10 protein-coding genes and 1 rRNA gene are annotated in these 18,088 nt (G+C 45.4%); 2 read left to right on the top strand and 9 right to left on the bottom strand.

Annotated features, from left to right (window positions below; genetic code table 11):
• Both ACYVI1_RS06055 and pruA read right to left on the bottom strand, forming a co-directional pair.
• Nucleotides 1-114: ribosomal RNA gene (locus ACYVI1_RS06055) — 16S ribosomal RNA — on the bottom strand; the annotation flags it as partial.
• A 213-nt stretch (nucleotides 115-327) separates the two neighbouring features.
• Nucleotides 328-1,959, bottom strand: coding sequence for an L-glutamate gamma-semialdehyde dehydrogenase (gene pruA, locus ACYVI1_RS06050; protein ID WP_460907815.1), 1,632 nt, complete (start codon nucleotides 1,957-1,959; stop codon nucleotides 328-330).
• Nucleotides 1,960-2,145: 186 nt separating this feature from the next.
• Here pruA and thrC point away from each other — a divergent pair, with 186 nt between their 5' ends.
• The gene (thrC, locus tag ACYVI1_RS06045; RefSeq protein ID WP_460907813.1) at nucleotides 2,146-3,456 is read left to right on the top strand and encodes a threonine synthase; all 1,311 of its coding nucleotides are present in this window, start codon (nucleotides 2,146-2,148) and stop codon (nucleotides 3,454-3,456) included.
• Between the two features lie 64 nt (nucleotides 3,457-3,520).
• On the opposite strand, the gene ACYVI1_RS06040 is transcribed toward thrC, so the two are convergent.
• The 5 genes from ACYVI1_RS06040 to ACYVI1_RS06020 all read right to left on the bottom strand — a co-directional run bounded on the left by ACYVI1_RS06040 (nucleotide 3,521) and on the right by ACYVI1_RS06020 (nucleotide 12,522).
• Nucleotides 3,521-5,329: a tetratricopeptide repeat protein gene (locus ACYVI1_RS06040; protein ID WP_460907811.1), complete on the bottom strand. Its 1,809-nt coding sequence runs from the start codon at nucleotides 5,327-5,329 to the stop codon at nucleotides 3,521-3,523.
• Between the two features lie 486 nt (nucleotides 5,330-5,815).
• Nucleotides 5,816-6,739 (bottom strand): class I SAM-dependent methyltransferase, encoded by a 924-nt coding sequence (locus tag ACYVI1_RS06035; RefSeq protein ID WP_460907809.1) that lies wholly within the window; start codon nucleotides 6,737-6,739, stop codon nucleotides 5,816-5,818.
• 103 nt (nucleotides 6,740-6,842) lie between these two features.
• Nucleotides 6,843-8,702, bottom strand: a complete 1,860-nt coding sequence (mnmG, locus tag ACYVI1_RS06030; protein ID WP_460907807.1) for a tRNA uridine-5-carboxymethylaminomethyl(34) synthesis enzyme MnmG — start codon at nucleotides 8,700-8,702, stop codon at nucleotides 6,843-6,845.
• A gap of 153 nt (nucleotides 8,703-8,855) precedes the next feature.
• The gene (locus tag ACYVI1_RS06025) at nucleotides 8,856-12,158 is read right to left on the bottom strand and encodes a DUF4175 family protein (protein ID WP_460907805.1); all 3,303 of its coding nucleotides are present in this window, start codon (nucleotides 12,156-12,158) and stop codon (nucleotides 8,856-8,858) included.
• 19 nt (nucleotides 12,159-12,177) lie between these two features.
• Complete coding sequence (locus ACYVI1_RS06020; protein ID WP_460907803.1) at nucleotides 12,178-12,522, bottom strand: hypothetical protein; 345 nt, start codon at nucleotides 12,520-12,522, stop codon at nucleotides 12,178-12,180.
• Nucleotides 12,523-12,587: 65 nt separating this feature from the next.
• Here ACYVI1_RS06020 and ACYVI1_RS06015 point away from each other — a divergent pair, with 65 nt between their 5' ends.
• Nucleotides 12,588-13,298: a ComF family protein gene (locus ACYVI1_RS06015; RefSeq protein ID WP_460907801.1), complete on the top strand. Its 711-nt coding sequence runs from the start codon at nucleotides 12,588-12,590 to the stop codon at nucleotides 13,296-13,298.
• A 119-nt stretch (nucleotides 13,299-13,417) separates the two neighbouring features.
• Here ACYVI1_RS06015 and ACYVI1_RS06010 read toward each other — a convergent pair whose 3' ends face one another.
• Together ACYVI1_RS06010 and mfd are read right to left on the bottom strand one after the other, a co-directional pair.
• Nucleotides 13,418-14,680, bottom strand: coding sequence for an SUMF1/EgtB/PvdO family nonheme iron enzyme (locus ACYVI1_RS06010; protein WP_460907799.1), 1,263 nt, complete (start codon nucleotides 14,678-14,680; stop codon nucleotides 13,418-13,420).
• Nucleotides 14,681-14,723: 43 nt separating this feature from the next.
• The gene (gene mfd / locus ACYVI1_RS06005; protein ID WP_460907797.1) at nucleotides 14,724-18,077 is read right to left on the bottom strand and encodes a transcription-repair coupling factor; all 3,354 of its coding nucleotides are present in this window, start codon (nucleotides 18,075-18,077) and stop codon (nucleotides 14,724-14,726) included.
• Nucleotides 18,078-18,088 lie beyond the last annotated feature (11 nt).

Raw genomic sequence — 18,088 nt, 5'->3', positions numbered from 1 at the left:
CGCGTTACGCACCCGTTTGCCACTAAACCAACCCGAGGGTTAATTCCGTTCGACTTGCATGTATTAGGCCTGCCGCTAGCGTTCATCCTGAGCCAGGATCAAACTCTCCATCGTAAATAAATGCGTGACCAGCCAAAAGGCCAATCACTATGTTTTTAGCCTTAATTAGTGCTAACCTATTGATGTCAATACGTCAAAGAACTGTCTCACACCCCTTTTGGCATGATGGTGGCCAACCGTTGTTGGCCTTCCCTATTGATTTGGGACTGCAAAGGTAGCATTATAAACTGCTTTTCGCAAGTCTTCTTTTAAACTTTTTTATAGAATTTAGTCGCCCTGTAAAAATGGATAGTCGTAATGCGTAGGCGACACATAGGTCTCTTTAATGGTGCGGGCTGATACCCAACGATATAAGTTTAATGCAGACCCTGCCTTGTCATTTGTGCCCGATGCCCGCGCCCCGCCAAACGGTTGTTGACCTACAACAGCACCAGTCGGTTTATCGTTGATGTAAAAGTTTCCGGCAGCATTTTGTAGTTTGTGTTCAACCTGCTCAATCACATAACGGTCTTTTGCGAAAATGGCTCCTGTAAGCGCATATGGCGATGTTGCATCGACAATAGTAATGATAGCGTCAAACTCAGATGGCTCATATACATACACTGATAAGACCGGACCGAAAATTTCTTCACACATTGTTTGGTAATTGGGGTCGTTAACCCGCAAGACGGTCGGTTCAATGAAATAGCCTTTTGAGCCATCGTAATTTCCACCTGCTATAATTTCCACCTGGCCGCTTTTTTTGGCTTCGTCGATGTAGGCAGTGATTTTTTTGAAAGCTCGTTCATCAATTACAGCGTTAATAAAGTTGGTAAAATCCTCTGTTCCGCCCATTTTTATCTCACCTAAAAACTGCTTCATCTTTGCTTCAACAGCAGGCCATAAGCTTGATGGAACATAGGCACGGGATGCGGCTGAGCATTTTTGTCCCTGATATTCAAAGGCTCCTCGCACTAAACCAGTGGCTACTTCGTCAGTATTCGCCGACTCGTGAACGAGCACAAAGTCTTTTCCTCCTGTTTCGCCAACAATTCGTGGATAACTTTTGTATTTATGGATATTCGTGCCAATTGTTTTCCAGATTTGTTGAAAAACGCCTGTACTACCTGTAAAATGAATGCCCGCAAAGTCAGGATGGGTGAAGATTATGTCGCCTGCAACTGGCCCGTCTACATAAATAAGGTTGATTACACCGTCGGGCAAGCCTGCTTCCTGCAACACGTTCATGATTACTTTGGCCGATAACACTTGCGAATAGGCTGGTTTCCAAATGACTGTATTGCCCATTAAGGCGGCTGACGTTGGCAGGTTTCCGGCAATGGCTGTGAAATTGAAGGGCGTTAGTGCGAAAACGAACCCTTCGAGTGGGCGATATTCTAAACGGTTCCACACGCCCGGTGAAGAACCGGGTTGTTGACGGTAAATTTCGGTTGCATAATGCACGTTAAAGCGCAGAAAGTCAATCAGTTCGCAGGCAGAATCAATTTCGGCCTGGTAGGCATTTTTTGATTGACCGAGCATCGTAGCCGCATTCAGCCGGGCGCGATATGGCCCTGCGATGAGTTCAGCAGCTTTCAGAAAAATGCTGGCGCGATGTTCCCACGACAAATTCGCCCACGCATCTTTTGCCAGTAAAGCAGCGTCAATTGCCTGTGTGACGTGCTGAGCATCACCCTCGTGAAAATAGCCTAACGTATGTTGATGGTCATGCGGAGGGGCAACGCGAAGTTTTCGGTTGGTGCGAACCTCTTTGCCCCCGATGTACATGGGAATATCGGTTTCCTGAGCGCGAAAATCTGCCAGGGACTGTTTGAGAGCTTCACGTTCTGGCGACCCAGGACGGTATTCTTTCACCGGCTCGTTGGTCGGTGTTGGTACGTTGAATTGTCCGAAAGACATAGTTGTTGATATAAGTTTGTCATTGCACCGGTTATTTAGCCTAACGTAGGTGAAATAACAGGCCCGTAAATTTACGGATTGCCTCACTTATCCACTAATTCAAGTCCATCTTCCACATTTTAGCGGCTTCGTTTCGCATCATTGGGCTGATTTACCGTACTTTGTGGCCTTATTTTGACATCAGTTATGCGTTTTTACAGCACGAATAGTCCACAGACGACTGTAACGTCCGAACAAGCTCTTTTCCACAGCATGCCTGTTGATAAAGGCTTATACATGCCTACACCCTTACCTAATTTAGGAGCCGATTTTTTTGAAAATATTGCCGGACTGTCGTTGGCTGATATTGGTTTCGAGGTTAGTAGCGCTTTGTTTGGTAACGAACTAAGAAAGGCTGATTTGGAAGAATTATGCCATCGGGCGTTTCCATTTGATACACCAGTCGTTGATTTGGAAATGGGAAAAACTGGCGTTCTGGAGTTGTTTCATGGCCCATCACTGGCGTTTAAGGATATTGGCGCACGCTACATGGCTGCTCTGATGTCTCATTACTCAACCCACAGTGATAAAGAAGTTAATATTCTCGTTGCAACATCAGGCGATACGGGTGGGGCCGTGGCAATGGGCTTTCACAATGTTCCGGGTATTCGGGTTTCTATCTTGTATCCTCGCGGACGGGTTAGTGATTTACAGGAAAAGCAATTGACTACTTTGGGTGGTAATGTACAGGCATTTGAAGTAGATGGGTCCTTCGATGATTGCCAGACGATTGTTAAGCAGGCTTTTGTAGATTCCGAACTGAACGCCAATTTGTCACTCTCTTCTGCAAATTCGATTAATATTTTTCGATTAATTCCGCAGGGCTTTTATTACGTTCGGGCGTATGGGCAGGTCCGGAAACTGGGAAAGTCAGTCGTTTTTTCGACACCCAGTGGTAATTTCGGCAATCTGAGTGCTGGTGCCATGGTACAGCAAATGGGCTTGCCGGTGGCACATTTCGTCGCAGCCACTAATCTTAATCACGTTGTACCGACTTATCTCGAAACGGGTAATTATTCGCCAAAGCCTTCGGTAGCAACCATTTCTAACGCAATGGATGTGGGTAGCCCAAGCAATTTTGTCAGGTTGGCCCATTTGTATGGCGATGATTATGACCGCTTCAAAGCGAATGTTTCCGGCTATTTCTATGACGATGATCAAACACGGGCTGGCATGAAGCGTATTTATGAGCAGTATGGTTATGTATCCTGTCCGCACACGGCTATTGGCATTATGGGCTTGCAGGCGTATTTGACTGAAACGAAACAGGATTATGTTGGAGTTGCACTGGCAACGGCTCACCCGGCGAAGTTTAAACCATTGGTCGAAGACGTTCTTGGCATCACAGTAGATGTGCCTGAGCGATTGGCTACACTGGCAGAACGCCTAAAGCAGAGTATTCGCATTCCGGCTCAATACCAGGCTTTTAAAGAATCTTTATTACAAACAGTAGTTTAAACCAAAAGGCCCGACATTCTGAATGTCGGGCCTTTTGGTGGATAATTGACACGTTCGGTATGTATCAATTCACGGTATCGCCCCTTAATGCGCGGAATCGCTTGCGGGCTTCGGCTCCGTAAATACTACCCGGGTATTGGGTCAACACCTTCTGATAGGCTTCCATAGCGGCTGTTTTATCTTTTAGTCGCTCTTCGTAAATTTTCGCCTGCATGAACAGCGCGTCATCACCCAAAATATCATTCGGATATTTGCTGACAATCAGTTTTAGGTCTTCGAGGGCCTCCCCATTTTTACCCTGCTTCATGTACGTATTTGCCCGGAGCCAAAGCACTTCGTCAATAATGGTATGGTCGGCATATTTTGTTAACATTTGGTTGAGGTTATTCACAGCCTCATCGGTTTTATTCTGTAAAAGCAGCAATTCAACATCGGCATACCAGCGCATGGCGGCTTCGGTGCTGTCCATGCCCGTGTTATCCACAATTAACAAACTCAACTGTTCGGCATCGTTGGCAATTTCGCGCGAGGTAGCCAGTTTCAGTACATCCAACAACTCTTTGGCCACCGTAAAATTACCTTTGTAATAGTGCAGTTTGGCATTCTTCAGTTTGGCCTCGTATCCTAACAGTTCTTCTTTCTGGGACTTCTCTACCTGCGAATACAGCAATGTAGACTCCCAGGGTTCAGCTTTGAGCAGGTAAATATCACCTTTGTCGAGTTTGCAGCGGTCAACAAAATTTTTATCAGTCTTGCCTAAATCAATGGCTAAGTCTAAGACGGTTAGGGCTGTGTCCTTGCTGTCGAGATAATTGCCATACAGATTGGCCGTGCTGCGAAGGGCCTCCAGTGTTTTAACATTGGTGCCAATTTCCTGAAGCATTCGCTGGTAATCACCAATCAACTTGCGGATTTCAATTTTGTCAATTGGATAGGTGTTTTTTACCTGTTCTTCGCGGGCGTTGATGACCAACCGGCGGGCAAATGGATAAAGCTGACCCTGTGGATAGGTTAGGGTAACGTATTCGAAGGCATCAGCCGCAGCTTTGTATTCTTTGTTGTTCATGGCCAGCATACCCAAGTCATAGACGCGGCTTCCGTTTAGCTTAAGGCGTTTATCGGTTGCTTTTTCCTGCAATAATGCGCGGGTAAATTTTTGTTTCTGTACAAAATACCAGATTAATAATTCATTATAAGCCAGTTCATTCGGTTCCTGCTGAATTTTGGTGTACAAAGCTTTTTCTACAAGGGGTTCATCTTTAGTGTTGATAAATCCCTGCAAAGCTGCCAGCACAGTCTCTTTTTTATCAGATTGCTTGCTGGTAATAATGATCTCGTCAATTGCTTTTTCGGTCTGACCCGTCGCCCGGTAGAGGGCCATTAACTCCTCGCTGTACGACGTTTGATCTTTGCTGACCTCCCGGGCGGTTTCGAGTGCGCGAATCGCCCAGCGGGTCTCTCCGGCCTCGCTAAAGGCAGTCGCCAGCTTCTCGAGTTTAGTTATCGATGATTTACTCGACTGCACAGCGGCTGTGTATTGAGTTTTCGCCAGCGTTGTATCACCCTGTTGAGTGGCAAGTTGTCCGGTCAATAACTCGTAGTAGGCCCGGTTGGCTTCGTCGCTGCGTTGCTGCTTTCGGAGGTACTTAAGGGCGTCCTCGTTCTTGTTAATTTTTTGCAGACTTGTCACGTATCGGGACAGCCGCGCCCAGGTCACTTCAGTTTTTAATAACCTGGCATATTCATTGGCCGCTTTTTCAAACTCGCCTGCCTTGTAATATTCTTCAGCAAGGGTTCCCCCCACCTGCCCCCAGGCCAAACCGACCGACGACACCCATAGGAGCGCGATAATAACTTTTGACCTTATTAACATTTTATATAAAAGCTTTTTAAAAGAAACGTTATTATAACCATTACCTGTGTGGATATGTGAACAAATAAGTTGTCCACGTTCAGACGGTTTCTGTGTGGAAAAAACTCATTAGTTATCCACCCTATTACTTGGGCTTATCCACATCTAATGTACTCATATTTAAGTTAATAACATCTTATCCACATTTTGTGTGTTTAGAAGTTGTGGATTTGTGTATAAACTTTATGCACACTTTTTAGTGGGGAAAATGTGTGGAGCTACTGGTGATATGTAGGGATTTCTCCACACGGTCTAGTCTCTTAAATTACTTTGTGGATTACTGCCTTATTCATCCACACACAATTTGGCCTTTATAAACAAGTTTTCCACTTAACTCCTTGAGTTATGCACAACGTTATTCACAGAAGATTTTCACTTTTTTAAGTTAGAATAGACCTTTTCCGGTTAGGTCAAAACAATTCAATCCTATTGAATAAGCAACAACTTTTATGCCCTTTTCAACAGATAAATGAGACTGGATGAATTACCGGTTCGGCGAGCTTCGGCATTTGATGATAAGCCTATCCGAATGCTCTTCAGGTAATCCGTTTTCCCAGTCTGATAGCGCGTGCTGAGCATGGCAATGTAAAACGCATCGAAGATCATCGGTTTCTTGTCAACTAAGCTGAAGCCGTGTTTTTTGAGTAAAGACTCAATGGTTGAGGGCGTAAAATGGTGCAGGTGGCGGGGAACATCATAGGCAGCCCAATAGTGGTTAAAATAGCGGGCGTCATATGAATCGGAGTTTGGGACGGCAATCAGGAGTGTTCCTTGCGGGGCAAGAAGCTGATGAAGTAGCGGAATAGTTTCGTTCAGGTTTGGGATGTGTTCAAGAACATGCCAAAGCGTAATAATGTCGAATGGTTCTGCTCCAACCAACGCATTTACGTTCGGTTTTATCTCAGCCTGTAGCTTTCGCTGAGCAAGGGTGCGGGCATCCTTGTCTGGTTCCATACCCATCACTTGCCAGCCACCAGTTTTGCAACTCTCCAGAAAAGCCCCTGTTCCACAACCGACATCAAGAATGCGACCTTGGCCAGCGTTTAACTTATTTACCAGGCTTAGTTTTGACCGAAGGGTGTAATTTCGAACAAGACGGTAGGCTGTGTTTATGAGTCCACTGCCCTCATCATTGTGTGAAACATAGTCTTCTGATTTATAATATGAACCAATCGAATCGGCATCTGGCCGGGGATTTGTTAGCCGAAAACTACACGTTACACATGTCTCGATACTAAAGTCCTGCCTGCTTACTAAGTAATCTTTACAAACTAAAAACGGTTTAAACTGACTATTGCCACAAACAGGGCATTGAGTTATAGTTTCCAAAGCAAGCGTAGAATTGTGTGAAACAGAAGTTTTGGCGACCACAAGTAAATAGAACTAACACAGGATTTACTGATTAGACATAAAATTTTCCCGTAAATCCTGTGCCCTTGTCTATCTATATTTTAACTATTAAAAAACACATGTATTAACGGCCCATGTAAACCAGCAGAATAGATACGTCTGATGGGCTTACCCCGCTGATTCGGGACGCCTGTCCAATCGTCGCCGGGCACAACCGTTTTAGTTTTTCCTTTCCTTCAAACGAGAGTGCTTTTAGCCGTTCGTAATCGAACGTGGGACTGATGGCCAGGTTTTCCCATTTGTCTAATTTTTCGGCGTTTTGCTTTTCGCGATGCAGATAGTCTTCGTATTTAATTTCGATGACGGTCTGTTCAACAATCTCATCTCCTACTGCGGGCATGTTGGGGACAAGTTGAAGCAGTTTTTTTACGTCATCCTGATCGATTTCGGGGCGTTTGAGTAACGTGTAAAAGCTGCTTTTTTCACGCAATGGCGCGCTTCCCTTTGTTTCCAGCCAGCCATTTATTTCTTCGGGTTTTAGTTTGGTATCCCGTATAGCTTCGGTCAGTTTGGCCACGCCGTCACGTTTGGTAAGCACATTATGATATCGTTCCTGCGAGGCTAATCCGATATTATATCCTTTTTCGGTAAGGCGTAAATCGGCATTGTCCTGCCGCAGTAATGTTCGATATTCAGCCCGTGACGTGAACATTCGGTACGGTTCATCTGTGCCTTTGGTAATCAGGTCATCAATTAAAACCCCAATATATCCTTCCGACCGCTTGATTGTAAATTCAGCTTCTTCATTAGCATTTCGGTGGGCATTAATCCCCGCCATTAATCCCTGACAAGCGGCTTCTTCGTAACCTGTTGTACCATTTATTTGCCCGGCAAAAAAAAGATTTCCTACTAATTGGGTCTCCAGAGTTGGCTTCAACTGCGTTGGTGGGAAGAAATCGTACTCCACTGCATAGCCGGGGCGGAACATTCTAACGTTCTCAAAACCCGGAATTTTTCGCAAGGCATTGTACTGAACCGTTTCTGGCAGTGAGGTCGAAAAACCGTTTACATATACTTCGACCGTATCCCATCCTTCGGGTTCTACAAAAATCTGATGCCGGTCTTTATCAGCGAAGCGGTTGATTTTATCTTCAACGGATGGGCAGTACCGTGGCCCTAATCCTTTAATACGCCCCGTAAACATGGGAGACTTATCGAAGCCCTTTTTCAACTCGTCGTGGACAGCCTGATTGGTATAGGTTATCCAGCAGCTACGTTGCTTAGTCAGTTTTGGCGTTTCGGTATAGGAGAATTTTCCCGGATTTTCGTCACCGAGTTGTTCTTCCATCAGTTTATAATTCAGACTACGCCCATCTACTCGTGGGGGCGTTCCGGTTTTCATACGACCAGATTCAAATCCCAGGTGAACTAACTGTTCGGTTAACCCTGTCGCAGCACGTTCGGCTGTTCGCCCTCCGCCAAAAACTTTCTCACCAATGAACATTTGCCCATTCAAGAATGTACCGTTCGTCAATACAACCGCTTTGGCTGAAAATTCTACGCCTAAACTGGTTTTTACTCCTGACACGCGTCTATTTTTTACGATAACTTCATTTACCGTATCCTGCCAAAAATCAATGTTTCTATTTTCTTCTAAAGCTTTTCGCCATTCCCAGGCAAACATATTTCGGTCGCTTTGGCAACGTGGACTCCACATTGCCGGGCCTTTAGAGCGGTTAAGCATTCGAAATTGAATCATGCTTTTATCGCTGATAATACCAGACAGGCCACCCAGCGCATCAACTTCACGCACAATTTGCCCTTTGGCCACACCCCCCATGGCTGGGTTGCAGGACATTTGCGCGATTGTCTGCATATTCATCGTAATGAGCAAAACTCGTGAACCCATTGTTGCTGCCGCATTTGCTGCTTCGCAACCGGCATGCCCTGCTCCAACTACAATGACATCGTAAGTAGAATACATTTCTGATAATTTTAAAAAAATGTTTCACGTGGAAACTTTACACATAATTGTTAAAAGTTGACGAAACCGAGAAACACAAATAAATTGTACTAAACGGGCAACAAAACCCCGCTGACTTTTGTGCGAAGTCAGCGGTTTAAAACGAATACGGAATTATTTACTGACTTTCTGTAAGTACTGATTAGCCTCTTTTTTATAGAAGAGATTGTAGTTAGGCGTAACTGAACGAAGTACTTCGACTTGTTTTGTTCGCTGCTGGAGATTAGTAGAATCAAAGAAAGCAGGGATACTGCGCTTCGTAGATTTAGCAGCTTCTGCCTGACGTTTAGGATCTTCTTCTTGCTGCTTCAACGCTTTTTCGGATTCAAGCAAGCGAGTTAGGATTTCGTTTTGCCGGTTAATCGTGGTAGGGTTCACACGTTTATTAACTAAATCGGTTTCACTTTCGTCCATCTTTTCCATTAACTCTTTAACCTGTTTCTCCTGTTGCTTGCCAACTTCTGTACCCTTCGCACTCTCCTCTAATTTCTTCAGCATACTACGTATCATGGCTTGCTCAGCAGCCATTTGTGACAACTCTTCGGATAGTCCCCGGCCCGATTTGCCACCCTTTTGAAGCTGCTGCATTTTAGCATTTAGCTGTTTTTGCATCTCTCCCATGCCACTTGGATTTTCGCCTTTTTTGCCACCTTTGCCTTTGCCGGGCATCGCCATCGCGTTCATCTGTTGTTGCATATTTTTCAAGACATCACTCAACATCAGAGCAAGATTATTAATGGATGTCATAGCAAACTGCTGTTTGGCTGATGCCATACTCAACCGACGTTCGCGTAGTTGCTGAACACTTTCATCCATATAGGATTTCATATTAGTAAGTTCACGAGTAACAAACGACTGAATCTGAACTACTCGGCTGGCCAGCGCATTTAAGCTATCTTCAATAATTTTAGCATCATCCTGAAGCTTCAATTGCTCTTGCGACAGCTTGGTAACGCGCGGATCCTGTAAACTCATTCCTCTAAACTCTTTCATTACTTTTTCCTGTCCGAAGGAGAGCGTAATCAGGTTATCAAGAATATTGCGAAGGTCATCCATGTTCTCCTGCATCTCTTCCATCTCGGCCGATTGCATGGATTCTTTCATAGCCTTACTCATAGCCTGCATGGATTTAGCCGACTTTTTCTGCTTGGAAGCGGCCTTTTTACCCTGGTCGCTTTTCATGTTTTTAGTGGCTTCTTCCATCTCCTTCTCAATGGCTTTCTGCTCTTCCTCCAACGTTTCAGGCTTGGTTAATTCATCCTTTTCAGCCTGCTTCTCAATCTCATCTAATTGCTCCTGGGTGTTTTTGAAATCCTCCTGCGACTTCTCCTGTTGCTTTTGCTGTTCCTGAGATGTCTCGTTTTTCTTCTCATTTTCCTGCGCCTGCTTCTCAAGGTTTTCAGCCTGCTTCTCCAGGTTCTCGGCAATATTATTAACCTTTTGCTCTAACTGCATTTGCTTGAACAGCTTCAGTGCACGATCTAAATCACGCTCCAGGTTACGTTCTTTACGGCTTAGCTTATCGAGCATGTCCGACGCTTTCTCATCCTGCTTACGTTCCAGAAGCTGCTTTAATTGTTCGTACAACTGTTTGGATTCTGGGTCGAGTAAATCCTTAAATAGCTTCTGTAATAATTCCATCTTATCCTGCACAGCCTGATTTTTTTCGGCAAAACGCTGCTGGGTGTCGTTCGTTTTCTGAAACTGCTCCTGCAATTTCTGGATCTCTTTCAGCAATTCTTCGCGCTTTTGCAGGACGTCCTGAAGCTGCTTTTTATCCTGAAAATCGGATGATTTTTTCGTTCGCATCCGATCTTCCATCTGGTTCAACTCTTTCTTGATAGCCTGCGTTTTACTTAACGCATTATCAATCTGTTCTTCAGTTTTCTCGGCTGATTTGTTAACCTGTTTCTGAATTTCGGCATTTGAGGGAATCACAAAATTCAACTGATTCGAACGGCTGGACTTTGGACCGTTCACGCCGTCGTTATCCCAAACCTGAACAAAATACTCAAGTTTGTCCTCCTGCCCAAGTTTTAAACTATCGAGCAACCAGTTGTAAACGAAATTCTGAGAAGTAGTCGATCGGTTAATCGAAATATCTTTTACGTATGGAGTTGATACTTTACCACTCCGGTTTATTTTGTAATTAAGCCGGAGTTTGGAGAATCCATAATCGTCAGAAATTAACCCGGAAAGCGCAATGTAATTATAGGTAACTGTATCCTGAATTCGGTCTACTGATATTTGTGGGTAACGATCAGGAATAACCTGAACATTGTATTGAATAACCGACGGCGCAGCAATTTGTCCATTTTTAAGCGATACGCTATAGCTGGCATTCTGCATCAACCGGCGGTTCAATACAAATGTATTGTCATCAATTAGCCGGGCTGCGATTGGTCTGGCATCAGTGTTGAACCGAAGTAAAAGCGAGTCAGTGTGATCGGCAGCAAACTCCCAGTTAACAATTGTTCCCTGTGGTACAAGCAGATTGCCAACGTTTGAAAGCCGTTCAGTAGGCTTATTGAGGTAAGCAGGATAATCGAGTTTAACGCTGAACGATAATACGGCTGGCCGGTCCATCAGCGTTACTTTGTACTTAGGCGAATTGAAACCAGCAGCCTCAAGTTGGAAGTCAACATCACGTTGAAGATTATCAAAATTGTAAGTGAACTCCTCCCCCGACTGTTCAAGTTTGAAACGTGTTCCATTCGCCACAACATAAATAGCCCGTGGTAGAGCGTTGCCAGTAAGTTTCACTTTTAAAGCAAAATCCTCGTTCCGAAAGGCTTTTAGAGATTTATTTTGAACGACAAACTGAAACGGAGCTTCTTCAACAAAATCCTCATTGTAGTTAACAAGCCGCGTAGAGGACTTCGTGAAGAAAGCCGGGTTAACGATTAGAATTAACAAAATCAGGGCAAGCGGTGGAATGGCGTATTTCAGAAACTGGCGATTGCGACTGATCTGGATAGCGTTGGCAAAGCGATTAATCATTAATTGCTGCGACCGTTGATTCAAACTGGCCTGAAGCAAATCGCCCTGATCGGCAGAAATGCGCTGAAGTTGTAACGTATTCAACAGCTTATCGCCAACCTCCGGAAAAAACGTCCCGATTTGTCGGGCAGCTTCATCATTCGACAAGGGTTTGTTGAGCCCATACAAACTCATCAGGGGCCGAATGATGAACAGATACAAGCCGGTCAAAATCGTAAGCAGGAAACCAAAAAATAATGCTCCCCGACCAACAGAATTAAACCGGCCAATAAATTCGGCAGTATTAATGAGCAGATAGCCACTGCCGAGCAAGGCGATGAAAAACAAACTTCCCTTCACCAACTGGTTCTGAAAGTAGCGCTTTTTGTACTCGTCTATACGTTGTAGCAGGGTAGCATAAGCAGTTGAAGGTTGCATAAGAAGTCAGGTTGAGCAGTTAAACTAAGAGGGACTCAAAATACTGAATAACATGTTGTTTCAAAAAGTTTTCCTGAGCCAGCAGATCACCTTGTGGAATGGGTTTTGTCAGTGTCCATAATGGCCAGCCGTCCTTATCATAGCCATCGAACATATAGTAACCCTCCTGGCTCAACACCCGGCAAACGGCAATATGCATCAGATCTTGTTTGGCTTCTTTAGAAAACCGTTTCGGACCTGTACCCAATTCCTGCACGCCAATCAGAAATAAAACGGCATTCAAGTCAGCAGGGCGTTTTCCAACCAGCAACTGTAACTGGTTAAGTAACTCTTCCCATGCCTTATCTATACTTTTAGCGTCCACGACGTTTATTTAGTAATTGTTCTATCTAAATTACAACGAATTATACTCAAAAACGAGTACTGCCCATGCTTCAGTTTGTTCAGAGATTAATTGTCGATTTTATAGACCTTCTTTTTCCTACACTATGCCTCGGCTGTAGTCAGTCATTAGGCGCTAATGAAACAATTCTTTGTACGTCGTGTCGAATCAATTTACCCGAAACCGGGCAACACCGGGAGCCTTACGACCAAAATCTCCTCAATAAGTTTGCCGGAAAAGTACCCATTCAATTTTTAGCTTCTTTTATGTATTTTACAAAAGGCGGGATTGTGCAAAAGTTAATCCATAGCATCAAGTATAAGGGCCAGAAAGAAGCCGCAAAAGCGCTGGCAGGCTGGTATGGACATCAACTCAAAACAGAGAGTAAGCACATACGGGATATAGACGTAATTATTGGCGTCCCGTTGCATCAGAGTCGTTTACAACAGCGGGGTTATAATCAGGCCGACTGGATTGCCGAAGGCCTGGCAGAAGCGCTTTGTGTTCCCATGCGGACGGACGTCTTAGTGCGAAAGCGGTTTAAAGAATCACAAACGCGCAAAAATCGCCTGGAACGCTGGGAAAATGTAAAAACCGTTTTTGCGGTGGTAAATCCAGACGTGATTAGAGGTAAACGTGTTATTTTGGTAGATGATGTTCTAACGACCGGTGCCACACTCGAGGCCTGTACGATTGAATTATTACGGGCTAATTGTAAGTCTGTAGGTATTTTAACGCTTGCAACCACACACCGATAAAGTTAAGCGAATTACCGGGTAGCTTTTCAACAACAAAAAAGCGGTCATCCATTACTGGATAACCGCTTTTTTGACTTATTAACCGGCAATGGACTAATCTGCCTTACAGAGGACTAACCTTATTTGTTTCGTCCGACAGCTATCATTGCACATCGGAACCCGATAGTAGCAGTTGCTGAATCCTGGGGCAGAAAGCGACGTGTTCCAGGTGATAACCAGTAAGCCACATCGCTCCATGAACCTCCTTTAAAAACGCGCACTTTATCGTCAATTAACGACTGTTTATTCTTGGTGTCATAGTTTTTAGCCTCATCCATATAGCCATTTCGCCGAACAGGATTCAAGTCACTCACATCCTGATAAGAGAGAGGGCGATACACATCATATACCCACTCATTAACGTTTCCAGCCATGTTATATAAACCAAAGTCATTAGCTGGATAAGCATAAATTTCGTTGGTAATGATGGCGCCATCGTTTGAGCGGCCTGCAATACCGGCGTGGTCACCGCGTCCCCGCTTAAAGTTAGCCAGCATTTGACCTTGTTTACGCCCCTTCTTAGGGTTTCTGACCGACGAACCATCCCAGGGATAAATCCGCTGATTAATTTGGTTCTCGTCCATGTATTGCGTGCCAATCAGCGCTTTTGCTGCATATTCCCATTCAGCTTCGGTTGGAAGCCGATAATCTGGTAGAATTGTGCCGCTTTCAAGGCTTGGTTTTGATGGAGCTGCTGCGGTTGCTTCAGCTAAAGCAGGTTCAGCTTCTTTCTTCGATTTCCGCTTTAGCGAGAAACCGCCCCCTTTCTTCTTGGTGCTGCCACCGCCTTTGGCCAATTCGTTATTTACGGCTGAAGACCGCCAGGCTGCGTAGTCAGTAGCTTGTTCCCAGGAAACACCCACAACCGGATAGTAACGGAAGGCGGGGTAACGTAAGTACTGAGTGACGTAAGAGTCGTTAAATGAAAGTGGGTTTGCCCAAACGGTCGTATCGGGTAACGCTCTCGCCACCACTTCCTCTGAGGAATCGCGGGTGATGGCATCTAAATATTCAAGGTAGTGAACATTGGCCATTTCGGTTTCATCCATGTAAAAGGACTGAATGGAAACGGTGCGCTCCTTATTGTCGCGGCTGTTCATGATATCCTCTTCGAGCGCGCCCATCGTGAACCGGCCACCCTCAATAAAAACAAGGTTTGGACCAGCCTTTTGTCCTACAAATTTTTTAACCTGAAACCCTTCTTTCTGGTTGTAAGCAATTCCCGTCGCTGTACTTTTCTTACCAGGCTGCACACTGGTCGGGTGCTTAGACTTGCAGGATGCCAGGGCTACCGTGGCCAGCAATACATAGGCCGCTCGTTGCAGGTGATACTTTTGAATCATTGCTCTATTTGTGTAAAAAAAACGTAGGTGCAAAAATCTTGATTTAATTCGTCATTGCGCCCAAAATTTCATCTAACTGCTCTACCGAGAACACGTCAGCATGAGTAAATACAGGCCGCCCTTTCGACTCTTTTAACGAACATTTGGCTGGGTTTCGCTTGATGTACTCAATTACCTTGCCAAATTGGTCAGAGTTGAAAAAAGCATCGTTCCCGTTAGAAACGAAGTATCCTTTCAGGATATTATTCTTAAGAGTCAGTTTTTCAAGGTATACTTGTTCGGCTCTCCAGCGAACATTGACCATTTTGATGAGGTTCTCGACCTCCGCAGGCATTGGGCCAAAGCGGTCGACCACTTCCTGCCGAAAAGCCATTAACTCGTCGCCGTTCTGAAGACTGTCCAACCGAGTGTATAACGCCAGCCGCTCCGAAATATTTGACACATACCGTTCGGGAATAACTACCTGCAAATCAGTTTCGATAACTGTATCGGGAAGAGTCAGTTTCAGGTCGCCAGGTTTAGTTTCAAACAGGTCTTTAAACTCGCTTTCACGTAGTTCCTGAACGGCTTCATCAAGCACTTTGTGGTACATCTCAAAGCCGAGGTCATTCACGAAACCACTTTGTTCGGCGCCAAGCAAGTTGCCCGCCCCCCGAATGTCGAGGTCGCGCATCGCAATTTTGAAGCCTTCGCCGAGGTCAGAAAAATCTTCAAGGGTTTGTAAACGTTTGCGGGCGTCGGCCGTGACTACCGACAGTGGGGGCGTTAATAAATAACAAAAGGCTTTTCGGTTCGACCGCCCCACCCGGCCGCGCATCTGGTGCAGGTCTGACAGACCAAAGTAGTGCGCGTTATTAATAAGAATCGTATTGGCATTCGGAATGTCCAGGCCCGATTCAATTATGTTGGTCGAGACAAGCACGTCGTAGTCACCCTCAATGAATCGGGTCATTATCCGCTCCAATCGGTCGCCCTCCATTTGCCCATGTGCCACACCCACGCGGGCTTCAGGCACTAAGCGCATAATCAGATTGCCGATGGATTCGATGTCGCTCACGCGATTATGAACAAAGAAAACCTGCCCCCCCCGCCGGATCTCCTGACTGACTGAGTCGCGGATGATCGCTTCGTTATAAATATGGACTTCGGTGGTAACGGGCTGGCGATTGGGCGGGGGCGTAGCTATGACTGACAAATCGCGCGCGCCCATAAGCGAGAAATGCAGTGTTCGGGGAATGGGTGTGGCCGTGAGTGTGAGCACATCGACTTCTACGCGCATTTCTTTTAATCGGTCTTTGGTTTTTACGCCAAACTTCTGCTCTTCGTCAATCACCAATAATCCTAAATCCTTAAATTTTATGTCTTTATTAACAATTCGGTGGGTGCCAATTAAAATACCGATTTCACCCGATGCTACTCCTTTCAGAATTTCTTTTACCTGATTGGCCGACCGAAACCGATTGATATACTCAATCTTGACCGGGAAGTCTGCCATGCGCTCCGTAAAGGTTTTGTAGTGTTGCATCGCCAGAATGGTTGTTGGAACGAGTACGGCAACCTGCTTATTATCGGCCACTGCTTTAAAGGCGGCTCGAATGGCGATTTCCGTCTTACCAAAGCCCACATCGCCACAAACTAACCGGTCCATTGGATGCGGGCGTTCCATGTCGTCTTTTACATCATTCGTGGCTTTTGCCTGGTCGGGCGTGTCGTCATACAGGAATGATGATTCGAGTTCGGCCTGCAGAAACGAGTCGCGGCTGTAGGCATAACCGGGTGCAGTCCGACGTTTGGCATAGAGCGCAATCAACTCGCGGGCAATGTCTTTGACCTGCTTGCGAATGCGGGATTTTTTCTGCTCCCACTCCTGCGAACCCAGCTTGCTCATGGTTGGCGGACCGCCTTCCTTGCCGCTGTATTTGGCAATCTTGTGTAGGCTATGAATGCTAACCAGCAGAATGTCATTGTCACGATAAATAAGCCGAATGGCTTCTTGCTCGTTTCCGGCGTGATCTACCTTTTCCAAACCGGCAAACCGACCAATTCCGTGATCGATGTGCGTAACGTAATCGCCAGGTTGAAGCGTTTTTAACTCGCGTAGTGTTAAGGCCTTTGATTTGGAGAACTTGTCCTGAACTCGGTACTTATAGTATCTATCGAAAATCTGGTGGTCGGTGAAACACGCAATTTTTAGCGCGTCGTCCATGAACCCTTCCCGCAGGCCAATGTTCATCGGCTGAAACTTGACAAATGGGTCTAATTCCTCGAAGATCGTTCGAAGCCGGTCGAGTTGTTTAAAAGATTCAGCCGCGATAATGTTCGTAAAGCCTTTGGCCTGATTATCGCCAAGTGTATCGACTAACCGTTTAAAATCCTTATTGAATGAGGGTTGCGGTTTGGATTGATATTGCTGACGGCCATCGGTTTTAAAGTAAAATTTACGACCAAACTCAACCGTGCGGAATCGTTTTAATTCATTCAGGAATGTCCTCCGGGTTTCGAATAATTCGCCGGGGTCCGATACGATCTGAACGCCCCCGCTGTTGGCCAGCACGGTAGCGAAACTTTGCTCGGCCTTTTCGTAGCAGGTTTCAATAATTTCAAGGGTGAACTCAATATCTTTAGCCCAAATAGTGGTGACTTCAGGCAGAAAGTCAAAAAACGGTTCGCGGGTTTCTTCAATCAGCTTAGTTTGAATATTTGGGATGATGTTAATGAACTCAACGGTATCGGTCGAAAGCTGCGATTCGGGATTAAATTTGCGGATGCTTTCCACCTCATCATCGAACAAATCAATCCGAAATGGAAACTCACTGGCGAAAGAAAACACATCGATGATACCACCTCGTACTGAGAATTGACCAGCCTCATAGACGAAATCGGTCTTTTCAAATTCATACGTCTGGAGCAACTCTGATACGAACTGTGTATCCACTTTCTCCCCTACCCGGATGGTCAGCGTGTTTGCCTGCAACGACCGCTTGTTAATGACTTTCTCAAATAAAGCTTCGGGATAGGTTACCATCAGCAAGCCATCTTTTGGAGCCGGATTCAGTTTGTTCAACACTTCAGCACGCATCAGTACATTGGCGTTCTCAACTTCCTCGTACTGATACGGTTTTTTGTACGACATCGGGAAGAGCAGCACCTCACGGCTGAGCAGGTTTTGCAGGTCGTTGAAGAAATAAGCAGCTTCATCACGGTCGGTCATTACATACAGATGATTGCCACCGACAGATTTGAAAACGGCCGAGGCCAGTACCGCATCTAAGCTACCGGCCAACCCTTTAATTTGTAGCCTTTGTGGTTCGCTGGTCGGTTTTCGGCTGAAGGGTTCAGCAAGTAATTTTATATAACTATCGTCGGTATAAAGACCGAGTAATTCGTCTGGCTTCAAGTGAGATCAGG

It is taken from the genome of Spirosoma areae, assembly GCF_054781775.1.
Note: the sequence above shows the minus strand (reverse complement) of the source record. Positions and strands in the feature narration are given on the sequence as shown.